Genomic DNA, 18,739 nt, shown 5'->3' with positions numbered 1-18,739 from the left:
GGCGGCTGGCTGACTGGGCGGCCCGCCACCACCCCGTCACGGACCTCGTCCCGCTGCCGGGCGCCGACAGCGCGGCCGCCGCCCTCGACGCGGTGACGCCCATCGCCGAACGGGACGGCGGCTTCCCCACCCGGCTCGCGCGCGTCAGGGGCCTGCCGACCTGGGCGACCGCGGCCACGGGCACGGACCCCGACGCGGCGCACCGCCACCTCACCGAACTGGTGCGGGCGGCCACCCACTCGTACGCCACCCACGGCCATGGCGAAGCGGCGATGCTGGTCCACGCGGCCACGGCACCCAACGCCGTCCTGCGTGTCCTGCCCGCGCTCCCTGTGGGCACCGAGCCTGCGGGCCGCCTGAACGGCCTCCGCGGCGGTGACCGCGATGTACGCGCCGGACGCCCCGGCCGCATACACCCCACCGGGCACCCCGACCCCCGAAGGGGCCCGGAAAGCTGCCGAGGCGTTGGCGGTCCCGGAGGACGCCACAGCCTGATGTGCGCCCTGCGTGGTCCGTGGCTCCCGGCAGCAGTGGAACGGTTCGGCGTCCGCCGGCGTCGTCCCTCTCCGGGGCGCGGCGGCCGTGCCCCGGGGAGGGGAGACCGAGTGGATGCGGGCGGCTTCGCCAAGTGGACAAGGCGGTTCGAGGACGAGCGCGAGCGCAGGCGCGCCCAGGGCGACCCGGACTGGGGGCAGAGCGCGACGCTGCACCCGGCGGTGTGGGCCAGCATTCAGCGCTTCCAGGTCGGCGAGGACGGCGACGGCGCCAACCTCGTCGGCAAAGCCGATGAGGCCGGCGACCCCGACTACGCGCAGGCAGTCCGGCTCTTCGTCGCCGAGGAGCAGAACCACGCCCGTCTACTCGCCCGTCTGCTCGGCGCGGGTGGCGTACCAACCCTGTCCGGCCACTGGAGCGACACGGTCTTCGTGCGGCTGCGGCGTCTCATGGGCCTGCGCATGGAACTGCTGGTGCTGATGATCGCGGAAGTCGTGGCACTCCGCTATTACCGGGCCCTGCGCGACGGCACCGACGACGTGCTCACTTCGGATGTGGCGGGGCGGATCCTGTCCGACGAGCAACGCCACGTCCCCTTCCACTGCGAGCGACTGCACGCCTCCCTGGCGGAGTTGCCCCGCGCAACGCGCCGCCCGGTGATGGCCCTGTGGCAACTTCTTCTGCTCGCCGCCTCCCTCGTCGTCGTCACCGACCACGGTCCGGCGCTGCGACGCCTCGGCATCGGACGCCTGCGCTTCGCGACCGACGTCGTGACCTCGTCCGGCGCGGTCGTCTCCGCGGTGCTGGCACCCCGCCCGGACGCATGGACGAGCACAGCCTGACAACAGCCGGCCCACCGCCTCCCGCCCCCATCGTGAGGAGGGAGGCGGCGCCGTCGGACCGGTGACCTGCGCCCGCCCGGCCGGTCGCAGCGAGTCGGGAAATTCCAGTCTTCAATTGTCACTGGCATGCCATACGCTGCACCTTCGGCAGCGTCCACGCATCCGTCGTCGGTGCGAGGGGGGACACGCGGCCTGTCCGTTTCCACCCGGTGAGCACCGGGCTTCTTCCGTGGGGGTTCCATCACTGTGCGCAGGCGTAGCATCTCGACCGCGACGGCACTCGCGGTCGTCCTCAGTTCCGTGGCCCTGACCACGGGCGTGGCGGGTCCGGCGGCGGCCGACTCGGCGAAGGTCCTTCCGGTGACGTCGGTCGGCGACATGGTCGTGGACGGCACCCACCAGCGGGTCTACGTCTCCGACCCGACCGCCGGCAAGATCGTCGTCACCGACTACACGGGCACCGTGAAGGCGACGCTCACCGGGCTCTCCGGCGTGACCGGCCTCGCGCTGTCCGCCGACTCCGGCCAGGTGTACGCCGCCGTGAGGAACGGCAACCGGATCGTCTCGGTGGAGACGGGGACGTACACCCAGACCGCGAGTTACCCGGTCGGCGCGGCTCCCGGCGACCTGGAGGTCGTGGACGGCCGGATCTGGTTCTCCCACGGCAGCGACTTCGGCTCGCTCGACGTCTCCGGTGACGAACCCGTCGTCCACCTCGCCCAGCGGGGCGACGCCGACTTCTACACGGGCGCCGGGACGTCCCTGGCCGCCGACCCGGCCGTCCCCGGCGTCCTGGTGGCGGGCAACAGCGGCATGCTCGCCGTGTACGACGTCTCGGCCGACGGCGCCACCCTGCGTGCCAAGGGCGCCATGAGCAGCGGCGCGGAGCAACTGGACCTCACACCCGACGGCAGCCAGGTGCTCACCTCGTGGGGCGCCTCGTCGTACGGCTACAGCCTCGGCGCCTACTCGACCACCGACCTCACCGAGCTGACCGGCTACCCCATCGACGCGTACCCGAACGCCGTGCGCGTCGCGCCCGACGGCACCATCGCGGGCGGCAGCTTCTCCTGGTACGACCCCGACGTCCACATCCACCGGCCCGGTGACCGGGTGCCGGTGCGGGAGTACGACTTCCCCAACACCGGCAACACCAGCGGCGCCGACACCCTCGTGAACGGAGCGCTCGCCTGGGCGCCCGACTCGAGCCGGGTCTTCGCCGTCTCCGTGAACTCCTACGGCACCCACACCCTGCGCGCCCTGACCGACCCCACCAAGGAACTGCCCACCCTCAAGGTGTCGGCCCCCGCCAAGTCGGAACGCGCCAAGAAGCTCACCGTCAAGGGCAAACTGACCTCGAAGACGCTGCCCACCGCGGGCACCGCCCTGAAGGTGACCCGCACCGACGTCGAGTCGCCGAACGGCAAGGCGCTGGCCGCCGTCAAGACCGCGGCGGACGGCAGCTTCTCCTTCACGGACACCCCGCCCGCCGGCGGCAAGGTCACCTACAAGGTCTCCTACGCGGGCGACGCCACGCACATGCCCGCCTCCGGCTCCGGCACGGTGGACGTCTCGCGCAAGGCGACCGCGCTGACCCTGAACAACAACGGCAAGCTGTACTCGTACGGCAAGAAGGTCACCTTCACCGCGCACCTCGGTACGACGTACAAGAACCGCACCGTCTCGATCTACGCGGACCCCTTCGGCCCCGACAAGCCGAAGAAGCTGCTGAAGACGGCCAAGGTCAACTCCAAGGGCAACCTGTCGGCGACCGTCGGCATGACCCGTGACACCACCGTCACCGCCGTCTTCGGCGGCGACGCCCGCTACGCCGCCAAGACCGTGAAGTCGACCGCGTACGCCCGGGTGAAGGTCTCCACCGCCGTCTTCCGGCACTACAAGACGGGCAAGATCGGCTCCACGACGTACTACTACTTCCGCAAGAAGACCGACCCGCTGTTCACCACGACCATGAACTACTATCCCGGCCGCAAACAGCGCTTCCAGCTCCAGGTGTACTACCAGGGCTCCTGGTACGACTCGGGCTCCGAGTACTTCGCCCTGTCCACCAAGGGCAAGTCGTCCGTGAGCCTGGAGGCACCGGGCACGTCCGGCATCCGGGCCCGCATGCGCTCGTCCTACATCAACGGCTCCTCCGGCGACACCGTCAACTCCACGACCCACGGCGCCTGGAAGTACTTCACCTTCACCAACTGACCCCCTCCCGCGCCGAACCGGTACGGCCCCCGTCCCACGGAGCCGTACCGGTTCGGAGCGGAGGTGGGCCGTGCATGTCGCATGAAAGACGCGCTTGCTCCGAGGGTGCCGCTCAGCGGTCGCCCGGTCGCAGTCGGAGAACGAGGAGCTCAAGCGCGACATCCAGGTGCTGTGACAGCGTCAGTACACGGCCCGACCTCACGGGCACGCCGGTCGACGTGAACGCCGTCCGGACGAATCCGGCGCCGGCCGGCCGCGCGGGCGTCGCCGCCCGGATCCAGCAGGGCTTCTCGGAGGACCCCGAGACCCGCGCGGCCGTCTCCGACCGCCGCTACGGCGTGATCGTCGTGGACGGCGACCACTCGGCCGGGGGCGTCGCCAAGGACCTGGAGTGGGCGGAGGAGATCGCGGCACCCGGCGGGATCGTCGTCCTCGACGACTACCGCGACCCGAAGTGGCCGGGCACCGAGGAAGCGCTCGACAAGCACCTCGCGGGCGACACGCGTCCGCCACTTCCCACCCGAGCTCCCCTCGACGAGTCGAGCTCACCAGCACCGCTTGGCCTCAGTCGCAGGACGTGCGGTAGGCCAGGTGCGGGAACAGCTGCTCCCACTGGTCTTCGCGGACGCTCAAGGGATGGGACCTGCACAGGGCTTCGTAGAGGCGGTCGGTGTCGAAGTCGAGCACGTAGGTCCTCTCGTCCGTCGGACCGGAGCCGCCCGAGGCGGTGACAGCCAGCCAACGAGGGCCCTGCGGCGAGGCTGCCGGGGGCACGTGTACCGCGTCCGCGGTCTTCAGCGTGACGAGCCCGGGAGTGCTCCACCGCCCGTCCTTCCCGACGGACCAGATGCGATAGGGCTCGCTCGTCACCGCGTAGCGACCGTCCGGGGTCATGGTGATCGACGTGACCTCGTGGTCGAGCAGGAGGTCGTCGTGCTTCTTCCGGGGACGAGCGGGATCGGTGACATCCCAGAACTCGACGCTTCCGTCGTGAAGTGTCGCCGCCAACTCTCCCTTGCGCGTGGGGAAGTAGCCCCCCGCGGCTGCCGGAAGCAGACCGCCTCTTGCGGGGTGCGCGGGCCGGGAGAGGTCCCAGAGCCGAAGGGTGTCCCCTACGTCCTCGGTGACGAGAAGCTGGGACGAGGGGACGTACATCGCGCCCTCCCCCGTCGCCGCGTGGGCTATGCGCCCGCCCTTGCGAGGCCGGGCGGGGTCGGAGACGTCCCAGAACCTGATGTGCCCTCCCTTCTCCACCGTCGCCAGAGACCGCGCCCCCGTGAACCACAGGTTTCCCGTGGCCCCGAGGCCCCCACCCGCCCGCGCCTCGATCGTGCCCCTGCGCACGGGCTTCGTGGGATCCCCGATGTCCCACACCGCGATGTGGGGCTCCTCCTGCGAACCCACCGCGAGGAGACGGTCGTCGGGACTCACGGCGACACTCGGGGCGTCGGCGGTGAGCCGGATGCCGCGTCCCTTCCTCAGGGTCCCGTCGGAGTCGAACTGCCACAACTGGAAGGTGTGGTCCAGCCCCTTGATCCAGTAATGCACGAGGAACACGGGCGACTTGTGCCCCGTCAGGAAGTACTTCGCCTCCCATCCCCTCGGCAGGGTGTACCGGACCCTCGGTGCGCCCGGGGCGCTGACGTCCCACACCCTCGTCGTGTTCGTGGAGTCCGCGTTCGCCCGCGAGGCGATGACCAACTCACCGTCGGGACTGAACGGACTGGTCCCCGCCTGGGGCATGACGTCGATGCTGCCCTCGATCGCGGGCGCCCAAGGCCGCTCGGGCCACAGCCGCACTTCGCCACCCACCTCACCGGCAGCCAGATACCGGCTGTCCGGGCTGTAGGCGACCGACTGGGCCGGCTCGCCCGTCGGCAGGGTGACGTCGTGCATGCTGTCCACGAGATCCGACACCTTCCTGTTCACATCGGCTCGTTCAACACCGCTCTCGCCGTCCGCTCCGGCAAGGTGTGCGCCGTCCCCGCTGAACGCGAGCGACGGCATGCCGAGCCGGTTGTAGCCCCAGTAGTCCAGGTACTTCTTCGCCTTCACACGCCGCAGTTCCCGTCCGTCCACCACCTCCCACCAGGCGATCTTCCCCGCCGCACCGGTCGCGACCACCAGGTCGCGCCGGGGATCGGCCGCGACCGCCATGACCGTGTCGGCCTGCTTCGTGTCCCGCAGCACGGGCCGGTCCGGATCGCTCAGGTCCCACAGCCGCACCTGCGCGGGCTGCCCGCTCCCCGCTTCTCCGCTGCCGTTGCCCGTGATCAAGTGGTGCCGGTCGCGGGTGAACGCCAGGGAGATCACCTCCGCCTTGGCGATCGTCCGCTGGGTACGCAGTGCGGGGTGGGCGGGGTCGCTCACGTCCCACAGCCGCAGCCGGCCCTCCTGACTGCCCGCCGCGACGGTCCGGCCGTCCGCGCTGAACGCCAGCGTGTACGTCACACCGTGGGCGATCCGGACCGAGGAGAGCCGCCGTGGCTTCGCCGGGTCCGTGGTGTCCCACAGCTTCAGTTCGTCCGCCGACTGCGCGGCCAGGAGCCGCGAACGCGGATGGTAGGCGATGGCCGCACCGCTCCTCAGCGTGAGACGGCCCGCCTCCACCGGTACGGCCGGCTCGGACAGGTCCCACAACTGGATCCGGCCGCCCCGGTGACTCGCGGCCAGGACCTTGCCGTCCGGGCTGTAGGCGACGTTGAGCACCGGCTTGCGGTACGGCTCCTTCGGGACGAGGCGGGTCGGCGTGACGGTCGTCGCCGCCGTGTACAGGCTGGAGCGGGTCTCAGGGGTCACCGCGGTGCGGTACGCGGCCAGGCTGAGGCGGAGTGCGGTCTGCGGGTCGCCTTCCCGCATGGCGTCGGCCTGGGCGGCCAGTTCCCTGGCGATCAGACTCTCCTCCCGGCTCGCCGCCTGCCGGTTCTCGTAGAACGCCCACCCGAAGAGCGAGGCGGCCACCAGCGACAGGGCAGAAAGCCCTGCGATCCAGGCACGGGTGACGAAACGTCTGCGCCGTTGCGCGTGACCACTCGCGGCGACGAAGTCCCGTACCACCTGGCGGACGGGCAGGCGGACGGGCAAGTGGACCGCTGCCGATGCGGCCGCGACGGGCGAGCCGACTGCGACCACCGGCCGGGCTCCGCGGACCGCGTGGGCGTCGTCCGCCGTGAGCTTCTCCGCCTCCTCCAGGGCATCGCCCTGGTAGAGGCCGCTCGGCTTCCGTCCCGCCTCGGCCCAGCCCTCCGCCGCCGCGGTCAGCCGCCGCAGTCTCAGCAGGTCGTCCCGCACCTCGTCGACCCAGCCGCTCAGCCTCCCCCACGCGTGCAGCAGCGAGTCGTGGCCGAGTTGGGCCCCGCCCTCCTCGTCCACGACGACCAGGCGGGCGTCCGCGAGCCGGCGCAGCAGGTCCTCGCTGCCGGTCAGTTCCTCCCGCCGTACCCTGCGGCGTACCAACCGCCCCTCGCCGTCGACCACATGGACCATGGCCAGCAGAAGGCTCCGCAAGGCCGCGCGGCCGGTGCCGTCGAGAGTGTCGTAGATCCTGTCGGCGGCCCTGGCCACCGCGCCCCGTATACCTCCGGCACCGACGTACCCGGCGTACGTGAGCGTCGTCCCCTGCCGCCGCAGCCAGATCTCCGGCAGGGCGTAGGCCAGGAAGGGCAGCGCCGCGGCGTCCCCCGCGGTGTGCCGTTCCTCGTTCACATCGCGCACCAGGAGCCGCGGTACGCCCTCCTCCCACCGCAGGCCCGCGTACTCTGCCGGACCCGTGATCGCCGCCTCGACCTCCTCGTCGCCCAGCGCGGGCACGGCGAAGTGGCCCGTCCGTACGACGGGCGCCAGGCGGGGGTCGCTCAGGGCGTCGCCGTAGTAGTCGGCGCGCAGAGCCAGGACGAGACGCGGGCCGCCCCCGTCCCCGTTCCCGCCCGGTTCCTGGTCCGCTCCCGCGGTGAGGGCGGCGGCGAACCGCTCACGTTCGGCCGCGTCCGAGCAGAGCGTGAAGTACTCCTCGAGCTGGTCGATGACGAGGACGCGCGGTGCCCGGCCCGCCGTGGCTCCCGTGGCCGCGGGGCGGCTGAAGCGCCCCCGCTCCAGATCCCGTACGACCTCGGAGGGCTCCCTGCCCACCGCCCTCGCCCACCCCTCGGCAAGCGTCCGGAACGGCCGCTGACCTGGAGCGGGCACCATCCACACGGGGCCGAGCCCCGCCTGCTCCGCCGCCACGCTCAGCCCTGCCCGCAGCAGCGAGGACTTGCCGACTCCCGACGGCCCCACCAGGACCACCGGCTCACCGGGCCGTGCCCGCTCGACGCGCCGCAGCAGCTCCTGGGTCAGCTCCTCCCGGCCGAAGAAGAGACGGTGCTGCTCGGGGAGGAAGGGGAGGATGCCGGGGTAGGGGCAGACCGCGTTCGGATCCGGTACGTCGGCCATCGGCAGCCCGGTGTCCGGGCCCGGCCGCGCCTCGTACCGGCGGTTGACGGCGAGGGACAGCTCCCCCATGCGCGCGGTGCCACCGCCGTACGGGCGGGCCGCGCTGCCCTGGAGCCGCTGGTCGAGCAGTCGGTAGACCTCGCCCAGCGTCAGCCACTTCGGACCGCCCGCGTCGCCCTCCCGCAGCAGGCTCAGCAACTCGCCGCTGAAAAGGGTGTGCTCCGCGTCCGGTGGGGCATACGCCAGGGCGTTGCGCATCGCGGACGCGAGCAGGTAGCTGCCTGCGGGCCGCGCACCGGCGAACGGGTCCACGGCGGCCGACCGGCCCGGCTCCTGCGCGTTCCCCGCGAAGCAGCAGTCGAGGATCACGACCGGGTCGGCGGCGGCGTCGCTCAAGTAGCGCTCGATCTCCGTGTAGGGGATGGAGTGCGCCGTATCCGCCTGGGACCGGGTCGTCGCCGTCGCCAGGTACAGCTGCTGACCGGGTCCGCGCAACCCGTGCCCGACGAAGTAGAAGAGGACGGTTCCCCGCTCGTACCGTTCCTCCGTGGGCTCGGCCCGGCCGATGGCCTCCGACAGCGCTTCCAGGACGTCGCTCGGTGACGTCGGGTCAGTGAGCAGTGTGACCCGGTCGCCCATGCCGCACACCGTGCTCAGCGCCTCGGCCACGTCCCGCGCCGACCGCAGAGCGGAGGGCAGACCCGGCAACTGCCGCCCCGGGTGGGTGGCCGTCCCGACCACCAGCGCGTGGCAGCCGGCTCCGGCCAGATCCGCTCCCACCCGCGGATCCCGCGCCCGCCGCGGCGGCATGGTCAGCCCGCCTCTCGCGACGGACCGACCCGACCGCCGTCCTCCGCCGTATTGCGTATTTCCCGCGGGTTCCGTACTTCCCGCGGGTTCCGCTCCTGCGCAAGCGCTGCGGCGACCCGCTCGGCCAGCTCACTGGTGCCCTCGGCGGTCAGACCCCGCACCTTCTCCGACGAGACCACGACCTGCGTACCGTCCGGCCGGGTGATGGTGACGGTCTGCTTGCCCCGGCGGTTCTGCAGCCACATCACGACGGCCGCGCCCAGCGCGGCCGTCGGACCACCGGGAGCCAGCAGCAGTGCGATCAACTCCCCCAGCGCGCCCATGGCTCCGTCCGCCGGCGCGTCGGGAGCCTCCCTGCGGACGAACGCGCGCAGATCGGGGTCTTGGCGCAGCCACTGGTACAGGTCGTCCGAGGCTCCGGCCGCGTCTCCGCTCCCGACGTCGACGGCCACCGTGACTCTCATCTCTTTCCCCTCCAGACGCAGCACAGTTCGTTCTTCCTCAACTGTTCATTGCTGCCTCCGAGTTGGCAACACATGAAGACGTCTGACCGGCGATGAGCGGCGGCGGAACGGGCTCGCAGAACACCCCCGGCGGGCAGCCGGCAGCCACCGTGAGTTCCCGCGTCGACGCCACGCCCGGCAGCAGAACGGAGGCGGACTCGACCGATGACGGCAGCGTGGGAGGGCCAGGAAACAGCGGAGCCCGGGCGCCGCTCAGGCGTCCGGGCTCCGTGGTCGGCGGTGTCACCCCGTTCTGTGTTCTATTCGGTGATGTCGATCTTGCCCTGGGACGGTTCGGCCGATGCCGGAGCCGATGACTCGACCTGCGCCGGGGTCTTCGTCGTGCCGCGTCCGGCGAGGCCCTGAAGGAGCTGGGCGAGGTCGACGCCAGTGGTGGAGCTGAGGAGTTCCATGCCCTGGGCGACGTTGTCGGCGACCGTGCGCGGGAGTTGGCCCGCGCCGTCCGTGGAGATGACGGTCAGCTTGTCCACGGCCGCCAGCGGCTCGGCCGCCTTGCCGACGACCTGCGGCAGCACCTCGACCAGCATCTGGAGCACCGCCGCGTCGCCGTACCGTTCGAAGGCGTCGGCCTTCTTGTGCATGGCGTCGGCCTCCGCCGCGCCCTTGGCGGCGATCGCGGCCGCTTCGGCGTCACCCTCGATACGAACGGCGTCGGCGAGCGCCGCACGGTGGGCCTTCTCGCCCTCACCGGTGAGCCGTGCCCGCTCGGCGGCCGCTTCGGCCTCCTTGACCAGGGCGATGCGGTGGGCCTCCGCCTCCTGCTCGGCCCGGTAGCGGGCGGCGTCGGCGGGCTTGCGGACCTGGGTGTCCAGTTCGCGGTCGGTCAGCGCGGCCTGCCGGGCGGCGACCTTCTCCTGCTCCTGCAGGACCTCCTGGCGCCGGGCGGCCTCGGCGAGCGGGCCGGCGGCATTGGCGCGGGCGGCGGCCTCGTCCGTCTCGGCCTTGATCTCGGCCTGCTTCAGGGCGTAGGTGCGCTGGGCGATCGCGATCTCTTCCTCCGCCTTGAGGCGGGCCTGTTCGGAAGCGCGCCGGGCGACGGCCTCGGCGATGTCGGCCTCCTGCTTGGCGCGGGCCGCCTCAGGCCGGCCGAGGTCCTCCAGGTAGGAGCCCTCGGTGGTGATGTCCTGGATCTGGAAGGCGTCCAGCACCAGTCCCTGCCCGGACAGGCTGGCCTCGGCCTCCTCCGCGACCTGTCCGGCGAAGGCGGCCCGGTCCCGGATGATGTCCTCGACGGACATCCGCCCGACGATGGAGCGCAGCGCGCCGGACAGCACCTCCTGGGTGAACCCGACGATGCCGTCCTGCTGCTGGAGGAAGCGCTGGGCCGCGGCGCGGATCGAGTCCTCGGTGCCACCGACCTTGACGATGGCGACGCCCTCCAGGTTGGCTTTCACCCCGCGGAGCGTGACCGCGCCCCGGACGGCCACCGGAATGTGCCGACTGGACAGGTCGAGGGTGAACTTCTGCTGGACGAAGGGCACGACGAAGACACCGCCGCCGACCACGACCTTCTGGCCGCTGTTGTCGGTGGAGACGCGGCCGGTTTCGGGGTCGGTGGACTTCTTGCCGCGCCGTCCGGTGACGATGAACGCCTCGCTGGGACCCGCGACCTTGTAGCGGGTGACGACCGTGAGGGCCAGCAGGACCAGGAGTACGACGACTCCTATCACGGCAATCAGTACAGGACTCATGTGTGCAATCCCCTCAGCCCTCCCCGGGGGACGGCGAATTGGAACGGATCAGGAACGGACGCGGAAGGAGGATGAAGGGGCGGGCGTGTGGGCCTCGTGGTGTGGCGCGCCGCTCCGACGGTCAGTCTTCGACCGGCCGGACCGCGACCGACGTCGCGGACAGCAGCGACTCCACCCAGACCTCGGCACCCCGCGCCACGGGCACCGAACACTTCGCGGCCAGCTTCAGCGGCTGCCCGGCGAGATACACCAGCACCTCGCCGTACCCCTCGGCCGGAATAGCGGTCACCACGGAACCGGAGCTCCCGACGAGATCGCCGCCCTGTGGAGCGGCCGCGCCCTGTTCCCGCATCAGGACACGGCTGAGTTTCCACGTCAACCAGCCCGCGGCGAGGCCCGCCACCACGCCGATCGCCGTTGCCCCCGTGACCCCCAGACCGGTGGTGCCGAGCGCGATCGCCCCGCCGAAGCCGAGCATGGACACGAATCCGGCGATGACCGGCAGCGACAGCAGCCCGTCGAACAACCCGTCCAGCACCCCGCCGAACAGGCCTTCCAGGATCCCGTCGAAGATCAGCGAGAGCACCAGCAGGACCAGTCCCGCGATACCGAGACCCACAAACCAGTTCATTCGGGCCCCGCTTTCGCTCGACGATCTCCCCCGCCTGCATATTGCCATGCGATCGGGTGGCAATACATTGCCTGCTCTCGGCAATCTTTACGCGCACTTGATGCCGCCTTGATACCTCCTTCGCCCGGACGTTGACGCTCCGCCGCGGCTCGTGACGCCGAGCAAGGACGCGAAGCTCGACGGCGGTACGGGCCGCCGCGCTGAAGGCCGACGCCTGTTCTGCCGGAAGCCGTGGGCTGCGCGCACGACGCGCCCCTGGGCCGGGGACGGCGCGCACCACGGTCAACGCTTGCGTTGCCGGGCAACGGAATGGAAGCGGCAGCGGCAGCGGCAGCCGGGCAGGACATGGTCGGCACCCTGTTCATCGGCAGATCGAACGCCGGGTACAGCACGGGCGCCGCCTGCATTTCGGGGTCAAACACGGACGTGAGCGCCTACGTTGGCAATCCGACGGCGGCGGCCGCCGCGTCGGGGAAGGCCCTCAGGTCTTCGCCGCCGGCGACCGGATCTGGATCACCGCCGTCCACGAAGCCGCCAACTGACCGATCCCCTCTCACCCTGGAGGTGCCCGTGGCCACGCCACTCACCGCTGCCCAGTTCCTCGCCGCACTGAAGGCCGAGGGTGTGGCCGTCGTCGAGGTCGGCGACTGGAAGAGCCACAACCGCAACACCAAGGGCGCCTGGGGGCCCGTGCACGGCGTGATGATCCACCACACCGTCACCAAGGGCACCGCGAACACGGTGAAGATCGTGCGCGACGGGTACGCCGGACTGCCCGGCCCGCTCTGTCACGGCATGATCGCCAAGGACGGGCGTGTGCATGTGGTCGGCTGGGGCCGCGCCAACCATGCGGGGTTGGGAGACCCGGACGTCTTGTCCGCGGTCATCGCAGAGCGGCGGCCGCCCGTCGACGACGAGGCCACCGTCGACGGCAACCGGGCCTTCTACGGCTTCGAGTGCGAGAACCTCGGTGACAACAAGGACCCGTGGCCGACCGAGCAGATCGAGGCCATCGTCCGCGTGGTGGCCGCGATCAGCCGGCAGCACGGGTGGGGCGCCCGGTCGGCGCTGCGGCACCTGGACTGGCAGCCCGGCAAGGTCGACCCGCGCGGGCCCGGCATGGACTGGGAGCAGATCCTCGACCGCGTCGCGAAGCGGCTCGACGGCAAGCCGCCCACCACCAAGCTGCCCGCCCCGGCCAAGCCGAAGGTGTCGCTGTCCAAGCTGATCGCTGCGGCGAAGCGCGACCCGCAGGCCAAGGGGACGCCGGTTTCCTATGCCGGGGTGAAGACCGTGGAAGCCGCTCTCGTCAACGAGGGCCTGCTCGCCAAGACCTACCTGGACGGTCACTACGGCACGGCCACCAAGGACGCCATGAGCGGCTGGCAGGAACGCTGCGGGTACCGCGGCCGCAAGCCCGGCGAGCCCGCCGACGGCATCCCCGGCAAGGACTCCCTCACCAAGCTCGGCAAGAAGCACGGCTTCACGGTCACGACCTGACCGATGGACAGAACCATGAAGGACTCGTCGACGCGCACCGCTCGCACCGCCCGGCGGACCGCGGTCGGCCTCGCGGTGATGCCGAGGTCCCGGCGGACCCGGACGACGTCGCCGTCCCGCCGACCTCTGCGGCCACCGTCGCCGACTCCGCCGGCCATCGTGTCGGCCTCCGGGCAGTTGGCGGCCCGCGCCCTGCACACGGCGCCTTCGCCGCCCTGCTGCGGGATGCCCATGACGATTCGTGGAGCTGGAGCGGCACCTCATTCTGCGTCATGGGTGCGGATCGCCGGCGCACGCGCCATGTGCGCCGGTGTGCCGTGGCACGGAGCCGAACGCTGCGGACCGGACGGCCGTTTCCCCTCGACAGGCGCTCGTCGACCTCGGTGTCGCGGTGGCCGATGTTCAGCGCTACGAGGGCCGCGACCTTGAGGTCGCGGCCCCCGTAGCCGCTGCGCGCATGACAACGCTTCCCCGGGCGATCAGGGTCCGCCGCAGACGTCCTGCTGATCCACCTCGGTCAGAACCCGTGTTGCCGCCGCGAAGTCGTCGGCGCGGTTCCCGGGGCTCACACGTAGTCGCCCCTGGCCGCCGAGTAGTGCACCACGGCGGCCGGTGTGCCGTCGGCGAGGATGCCGGTGATCCGGAAGTACGACGTCTCGCCGAGCGGCAGGCGCACGAGGGCGCGGTAGATGCGGTCCGGGACCGCGGCGATGGAGGTGACCGGTTCGTACGCCCTGGTGGCCACGTTCCAGCGCTCCACGCGGTGCTCGGTGATGCCGGCGCAGGCCGTCTTGTCGGAACAGGTCCACTCCAAGCGGCCGGTTCTGGTCACGGCGTCGGGGTTGAGGACGGTGAGCGCGCCGGAGTCCTCGTCGAGGGCGTCGTCGGGCCTGTTGTCGAGTTCGGTGGTGGTGACGGTGGGGGCCAGGTCGAGGCCGATGTGGTTGCCCCACTCGTCGATCGCCACGACGAGGAAGGTCACCGTCTCGCCGTCCGCCGGGCCGGCGCACAGCATCGCGTTCGGCAGGGCGGTGGGCTTCCTGGGGTCGACGGCGTCGGAGCACCCGTCACTGTTGTAGCCGGTGCTGCCGTCCGGCCGCCGTACGACGCGGGTGGCGGCGTGGCTCAGGCCGCTCTCGGCGGGGGCGTCCCAGCTCAGCAGGACGCCGTCGGCGCGGGGCGTGGCGGTCAGGCCGGTGAGCGGGGCCGGGGGAACGCTGTCCGGGGTCACCGAATCCGGCGCGGACATCGGGGACACGTTGCCGGCGGCGTCGGTCACCACGGCGGCGTAGGTGTAGGTGGTGCCGTCGAACGCCGGCAGTTCGTCCACGTACGCGTAGGTCGACGTCGGCGACGAGTCCTTCGACGCTGTGCCGATGAGTTCGGGGCTGTCGCCGAGGGTGTCGCCGGTGGACCGGTAGATGCTGATGGTGCCACCGATCCTTATCTCCTCCTCGGTCCGGCCGTCCCAGTTGATCTTCAGAGAGCTGTGGGTGTTCGCCATGTGGGACACGGCGATGACGGGTGCCGTCGGGGCGACGGTGTCGACCGGGGTGACCGTCAGGACGGGTGTGCTCTCGGACAGGTTCCCGGCGCGGTCGGTGACGCGGATGAAGTAGCGGATGGGCTTGCCGTCGCGAGGCAGTTTGGTGTCGGTCCAGGCGGTCCTGTCGGTCAGGACCATGGGGGCCCAGTCACCCACCGCGGTCTGCCGGTAGACCCGGTAGTAGGCGAGGTCCATCTCCTTGTTGGGCGCCCAGGAGAAGGTGGCGGAGTCGGTGCCCTTGTCGTACACCACCTTCGCCCCGGTGGGTGTGAGAGGGGCGACACGGTCCACGGTGGCGCCGGTGCGGGGCGTGTAGACGAACTTGACGGCGGCGGCGCCGGTCCAGTTGACGTAGTCGATGCGGAGGGTGTGGGTGCCGCGGGGGATGGTCAGGTTGACGGTCCGGGGGACGGTGCTGGACCCGTTCTTCCACAGGTCGATCTTGCGCGCGCCGTCGAGGTAGACACGGATGCCGTCCTGGCCGGAGGCGGTGAGAGCGAAAGGACCTCCGGAGCCGAAGTCGCGGGTGATCTGCCAGCGGACGCCGAAGTTGTCCTTGGCGACGCCGGGGACCCCGGGCGAGTTGGTGCCCCAGTTCTCGTTGATCGCGGTGTCGGTGTCCGTGCGCTTCGGCGTGCCCGAGAAGGAGGTGTTCGCGAAGAACTGGCGCAGGAAGACCGGGTTCCCGGTGACCGAGACGTCGGAGGTACCGGCGGACATGTTGCCGGACTTGTCGACGGCGCGGACCTCGTAGAGGTGGGTGGTGCCCCCGGTGGTGGTGTCGGTGAAGGACGTGCCGGTGACCGTGGCGACGGGAGCGCCGAAGGACGTCTGGCCGGGGGTACGGCGGTAGACGCGGTAACCGGCGATGTCCATCTCCTTGTTCGCCGACCAGCGCAGCACGTTCCGCCCGGGGCCGGCGTCACGGGCTATCGACAGCCCGGTGGGTGTGAGAGGGGCGACACGGTCCACGGTGGCAGCGACGTGAAGGGGCCGGGAGGGTGATCCTCCCGGCTCTTCGGCGTGTTCAGGGAAGTGCTCAGACCAGGTCCGGCCGGATCTTCCACGGGTGCGCGGCCGCGGTCTCGGTGCCGTCGGCGAATAAGTTCGAATCCCGTACCCACCGCGCAGGTGAACGGCCCCTGACCAGGCGAATCGGTCAGGGGCCGGAGCGCTGCGCGGTGCCCACTCGCCACCGTGGGTCCCCGCGGTTCCCAGCACGGTCGGGCACGGATGGGGCACGGACCTCTTCATCCCGGACGGACGTGGCCGGGCGCTTGGCCTGGAGCTGGTGCGTGCCTCACCTGCTGCGCCGTCCGCAGGTGTGCGTGGTTCTCCGCCGCCGTACGTCGGCGTTGTCACGCAGTTGGACACGCAGTACCGCTCCGCGCCTCCCGGGCGTGGTCTCGGCGTGCCATCCGCTTTCAGCCGCCCGCGATGGTGGTCTGCCGCTTCTGCACCGGGTGCTCGTCGGCGTACCGCACCAGGTCGAGGAAGCGGGAATCGCCGACAGCCGCCAGCAGTTCCTCGCTGGTGACGGGGGCGGAGGCCTTGGCGTCCACGTCCGGGGCGACGGTGAGTCTGACATCACTGTGCCCATAGCGGAAATGGACGTCGGTGGACATGGTCTCGGGCGAGTCGGTGAACACGCGGAGCGATCTGGCCTTGATGCCGCCTGGCAGAGTGGCCTGCGTGCGATCGGGCACGCAGGGGGCACACATGGCCGTCTCCCGCCTCCAGCCCGGGAGCATGATTCCTCCCAGACTGAGCCCACTCAGTGCTCACGTGGTCGGCGGAGCCTCACGAGCCCAGTCGAAAGGCATCGGCGCGCCCTGCGGGATCACCCACGGGTGGGGATAGCGAGCCTTGCAACCGGTGCAGCGCGCGATGAACGGACCGACCTCCGGGTTCGTGAGAACGCTGTAGTGGCTGGAGGGCTGAGCCGGGAGCATGTGCCCGTTTGCCGTCGTCTCCAAGTCGGGCCACTCCGGGGAGCATTGACACGGGCGCTCTACCGCGAACGGGTCGCCGTCAGGAGTCTTGGCCGTGCTCTTGAAGAGCTTGGCGAAGTTCTCACGTATCGACACGGCGGCGGCCTCCCCTCACTGCGCCCGCCTCTCGGGCCCCCAGACAGTAACCGAGGTCGGCGGAGCCTCAATGACCGAGTCAACAGCTCATCGGTACTCGATCAGATCTTCTGAAAGTGATCCGACCAGTCTCCCACCTGGGCCGATGCTCCGGCGTACCGCCCTGGCCTGCGCTGATCCCCTGGGTGGTTGTCATCGTCTGTCAACGTTGGTCCGCCTCGGACGGCCCGCAGACGGCCCCGTATCACTACGCAAGTTCCATAGGTGGTGAGGTCACCAGAGGGGACGTTCGCGTGCCACGATCTCCGCTGGGAGGCGCGATGAACTACGTGGTCCTGTCGGCGTTGATGGCCTTCGCTCTGGGCATCGTGGGGTTGGGCGTGGCGGGGCTCACCACCGGCTGGATCCACCCATGGGAGCGAGGCCGGGTCCTGCGTACCGTGCCCCACGGGTTCAGCCACATCTTTTCGGGGTGCGGCTTCTTCTGCTTCTGCGTGTTCTTCCTCTTCGCGTCGTCGGGAGATGTCTCGTTGAAGTTGCTCGTAGTACTCGCAGTGGGGGCAGTCCTCTTCTTGATCGGGACTGTCCTGCGCGGCATGGCCAGCTTTCCGGACCGCTGATATGGAGGGCCTGGGCGTCCGCGGACTCGTCCAGAGCTGGCCCTTTTCTCTTTACCCTCGGCAGGATTCGAACCTGCGACGCCCGCTTTAGAGTTCGGTCTACCGCGGGCTGGCGTAGGGTCACCCGAACGCACATGAGTCATTCGCGGCCGCCCACTGCTGGCGCTGTCCGTGGTCGTTGATGTCACCGTTGGATGTCAGCGGAACAGCACCGGCAACGGGCAGACCTATGGGCGTCAAAGGCCCCGAACCGTGATCGGTCCGGGGCCTTTGCGCCGCGCCCGGCCCGAACCGGTGCCTGACCGGCTGTGCCTGCAGGGCATCTCGTGCGTGCTCTACTCGACGTCAGCCGGCAACTGCCGTCATTGGAGCTGGGGTTCCACTCTGGGCACACCCGCTGGCGTCGGCTGGGCCGGTGGCATGAGGCGGGCGCCTTCTACCGCCTGGGGCTGCCGCTCTGGCTCTTGCCGCCGTCTTGGCTGTTACCGCCGCCCTGGTGGCCGCTGTGGTGGCCGCTGTTGTGGTGGTCGCCGCGGTGCTTGCCGTCGTCGTGCTTGCCGTCGTGCCGGCCGCCGTTGTTGTGGTCGCCGCGGTGCTTGCCGTCGTCGTGCTTGCCGTCGTGCCAGCCGTCGTCGTGCCGGCCGCCGCGGTGCTTGCCGTCGTGCCAGCCGTCGTCGTGCCGGTCGCCGCGGTGCTTGCCGTCGTGCCGGCCGCCGTTGTGGTGGTCGCCGTGGTGCTTGCCGTCGTCGTGCCGGCCGCCGTTGTGGTGGTCGCCGCGGTGCTTGCCGTCGTCGTGCCGGCCGCCGTTGTGGTGGTCGCCGCGGTGCTTGCCGTCCTCGTGGTTGCCGCTGCGGTGCCTGCCGTCGTGGCGGCCGCTGTTGTTGTGGTCGTCGCGGTGCTTGCCGTCGTGCCAGCCGCCGTCGTGGTTGCCGCTGCGGTGCTTGCCGTCGTGGTGGCCGCTGTTGTGGTGGTCGCCGTCTCCCTGGTGGCCGCAGTTGACGCCGCCGTTGTGGTGGTCGCCGCGGTGCTTGCCGTCGTCGTGGTTGGCGCGGTGCTTGCCGCCGCGGTGCTTGTCGTTGTCGTGCTTGCTGTCGTCGTGGTTGCCGCGGTGCTTGCCGCCGCCGTGGTTGCCATGGTCGCCGCAGCTATCGGGCTGACTGATTCCGTGGCTACCGATCTTGGCAATGGTGCCATCGGCGTGGGCGGCTGTCGTGCAGGACAGCACCAGGCAACTACTGGCGCCGAGGAGCGTTACGGCGATTTTTTGAAGGTTCACGTGCGGCACTATCCAACGGTCCGCCGCAGCCACGCTTCGGGACACCACGAATGTCACCCAGACGAGCTG

General features: G+C 70.8%; 11 protein-coding genes and 2 pseudogenes. 6 read left to right on the top strand and 7 right to left on the bottom strand.

Features of this window, described 5'->3' with window-relative positions; translation table 11 throughout:
- Window positions 1–5: 5 nt before the first annotated feature.
- From ACFY3J_RS34375 to ACFY3J_RS34360, 4 genes and pseudogenes are all read left to right on the top strand, one after another.
- A pseudogene (locus tag ACFY3J_RS34375) lies at window positions 6–441 on the top strand (hypothetical protein); the annotation flags it as partial.
- Window positions 442–605: 164 nt separating this feature from the next.
- Window positions 606–1,337, top strand: a complete 732-nt coding sequence (locus ACFY3J_RS34370; protein ID WP_390842474.1) for a ferritin-like domain-containing protein — start codon at window positions 606–608, stop codon at window positions 1,335–1,337.
- A 246-nt stretch (window positions 1,338–1,583) separates the two neighbouring features.
- The gene (locus tag ACFY3J_RS34365) at window positions 1,584–3,554 is read left to right on the top strand and encodes a YncE family protein (RefSeq protein WP_390842473.1); all 1,971 of its coding nucleotides are present in this window, start codon (window positions 1,584–1,586) and stop codon (window positions 3,552–3,554) included.
- Window positions 3,555–3,742: 188 nt separating this feature from the next.
- Window positions 3,743–4,060: pseudogene (locus ACFY3J_RS34360) on the top strand (class I SAM-dependent methyltransferase); the annotation flags it as partial.
- Window positions 4,061–4,118: 58 nt separating this feature from the next.
- Here ACFY3J_RS34360 and ACFY3J_RS34355 read toward each other — a convergent pair.
- The 4 genes from ACFY3J_RS34355 to ACFY3J_RS34340 form a co-directional block, all read right to left on the bottom strand.
- Window positions 4,119–8,765: an AAA family ATPase gene (locus ACFY3J_RS34355; protein WP_390842472.1), complete on the bottom strand. Its 4,647-nt coding sequence runs from the start codon at window positions 8,763–8,765 to the stop codon at window positions 4,119–4,121.
- A 32-nt stretch (window positions 8,766–8,797) separates the two neighbouring features.
- Window positions 8,798–9,259, bottom strand: coding sequence for a hypothetical protein (locus ACFY3J_RS34350; RefSeq protein ID WP_384177884.1), 462 nt, complete (start codon window positions 9,257–9,259; stop codon window positions 8,798–8,800).
- A 299-nt stretch (window positions 9,260–9,558) separates the two neighbouring features.
- A complete protein-coding gene (locus ACFY3J_RS34345) occupies window positions 9,559–11,010 on the bottom strand; it encodes a flotillin family protein (RefSeq protein ID WP_390842471.1) in 1,452 nt (483 codons plus the stop codon).
- A gap of 121 nt (window positions 11,011–11,131) precedes the next feature.
- Window positions 11,132–11,641, bottom strand: a complete 510-nt coding sequence (locus tag ACFY3J_RS34340; protein ID WP_384177887.1) for a hypothetical protein — start codon at window positions 11,639–11,641, stop codon at window positions 11,132–11,134.
- A 570-nt stretch (window positions 11,642–12,211) separates the two neighbouring features.
- On the opposite strand from ACFY3J_RS34340, the gene ACFY3J_RS34335 reads away from it, so the two are divergent.
- Window positions 12,212–13,141 carry an N-acetylmuramoyl-L-alanine amidase gene (locus ACFY3J_RS34335; protein ID WP_384177889.1) on the top strand — a complete coding sequence of 310 codons (930 nt, stop codon included), beginning with the start codon at window positions 12,212–12,214 and terminating at the stop codon, window positions 13,139–13,141.
- 565 nt (window positions 13,142–13,706) lie between these two features.
- Here ACFY3J_RS34335 and ACFY3J_RS34330 read toward each other — a convergent pair.
- Window positions 13,707–15,659: a PA14 domain-containing protein gene (locus ACFY3J_RS34330; protein WP_390842470.1), complete on the bottom strand. Its 1,953-nt coding sequence runs from the start codon at window positions 15,657–15,659 to the stop codon at window positions 13,707–13,709.
- A 452-nt stretch (window positions 15,660–16,111) separates the two neighbouring features.
- Complete coding sequence (locus tag ACFY3J_RS34325; RefSeq protein ID WP_384177893.1) at window positions 16,112–16,393, bottom strand: hypothetical protein; 282 nt, start codon at window positions 16,391–16,393, stop codon at window positions 16,112–16,114.
- 701 nt (window positions 16,394–17,094) lie between these two features.
- Here ACFY3J_RS34325 and ACFY3J_RS34320 point away from each other — a divergent pair.
- The gene (locus tag ACFY3J_RS34320) at window positions 17,095–17,394 is read left to right on the top strand and encodes a hypothetical protein (RefSeq protein WP_384177895.1); all 300 of its coding nucleotides are present in this window, start codon (window positions 17,095–17,097) and stop codon (window positions 17,392–17,394) included.
- Window positions 17,395–17,830: 436 nt separating this feature from the next.
- On the opposite strand, the gene ACFY3J_RS34315 is transcribed toward ACFY3J_RS34320, so the two are convergent.
- On the bottom strand, window positions 17,831–18,670 hold the full coding sequence (locus ACFY3J_RS34315) for a hypothetical protein (RefSeq protein ID WP_390842468.1): 840 nt from the start codon (window positions 18,668–18,670) through the stop codon (window positions 17,831–17,833).
- Window positions 18,671–18,739: the final 69 nt, after the last annotated feature.

It is taken from the genome of Streptomyces sp. NPDC001231 (assembly GCF_042896885.1).
GTDB lineage: Bacteria > Actinomycetota > Actinomycetes > Streptomycetales > Streptomycetaceae > Streptomyces.
The sequence above is the reverse complement of the archived record's forward strand: the minus strand, read 5'-3'. Positions and strand labels throughout refer to the sequence as shown.

Excerpts from the sequence above, each read along its gene's own strand:
- ACFY3J_RS34345 (WP_390842471.1), bottom strand. The coding sequence starts at position 11,010 with ATGAGTCCTGTACTGATTGCCGTGATAGGAGTCGTCGTACTCCTGGTC.
- ACFY3J_RS34340 (WP_384177887.1), bottom strand. The coding sequence starts at position 11,641 with ATGAACTGGTTTGTGGGTCTCGGTATCGCGGGACTGGTCCTGCTGGTG.
- ACFY3J_RS34350 (WP_384177884.1), bottom strand. The coding sequence starts at position 9,259 with ATGAGAGTCACGGTGGCCGTCGACGTCGGGAGCGGAGACGCGGCCGGA.
- ACFY3J_RS34320 (WP_384177895.1), top strand. The coding sequence starts at position 17,095 with ATGAACTACGTGGTCCTGTCGGCGTTGATGGCCTTCGCTCTGGGCATC.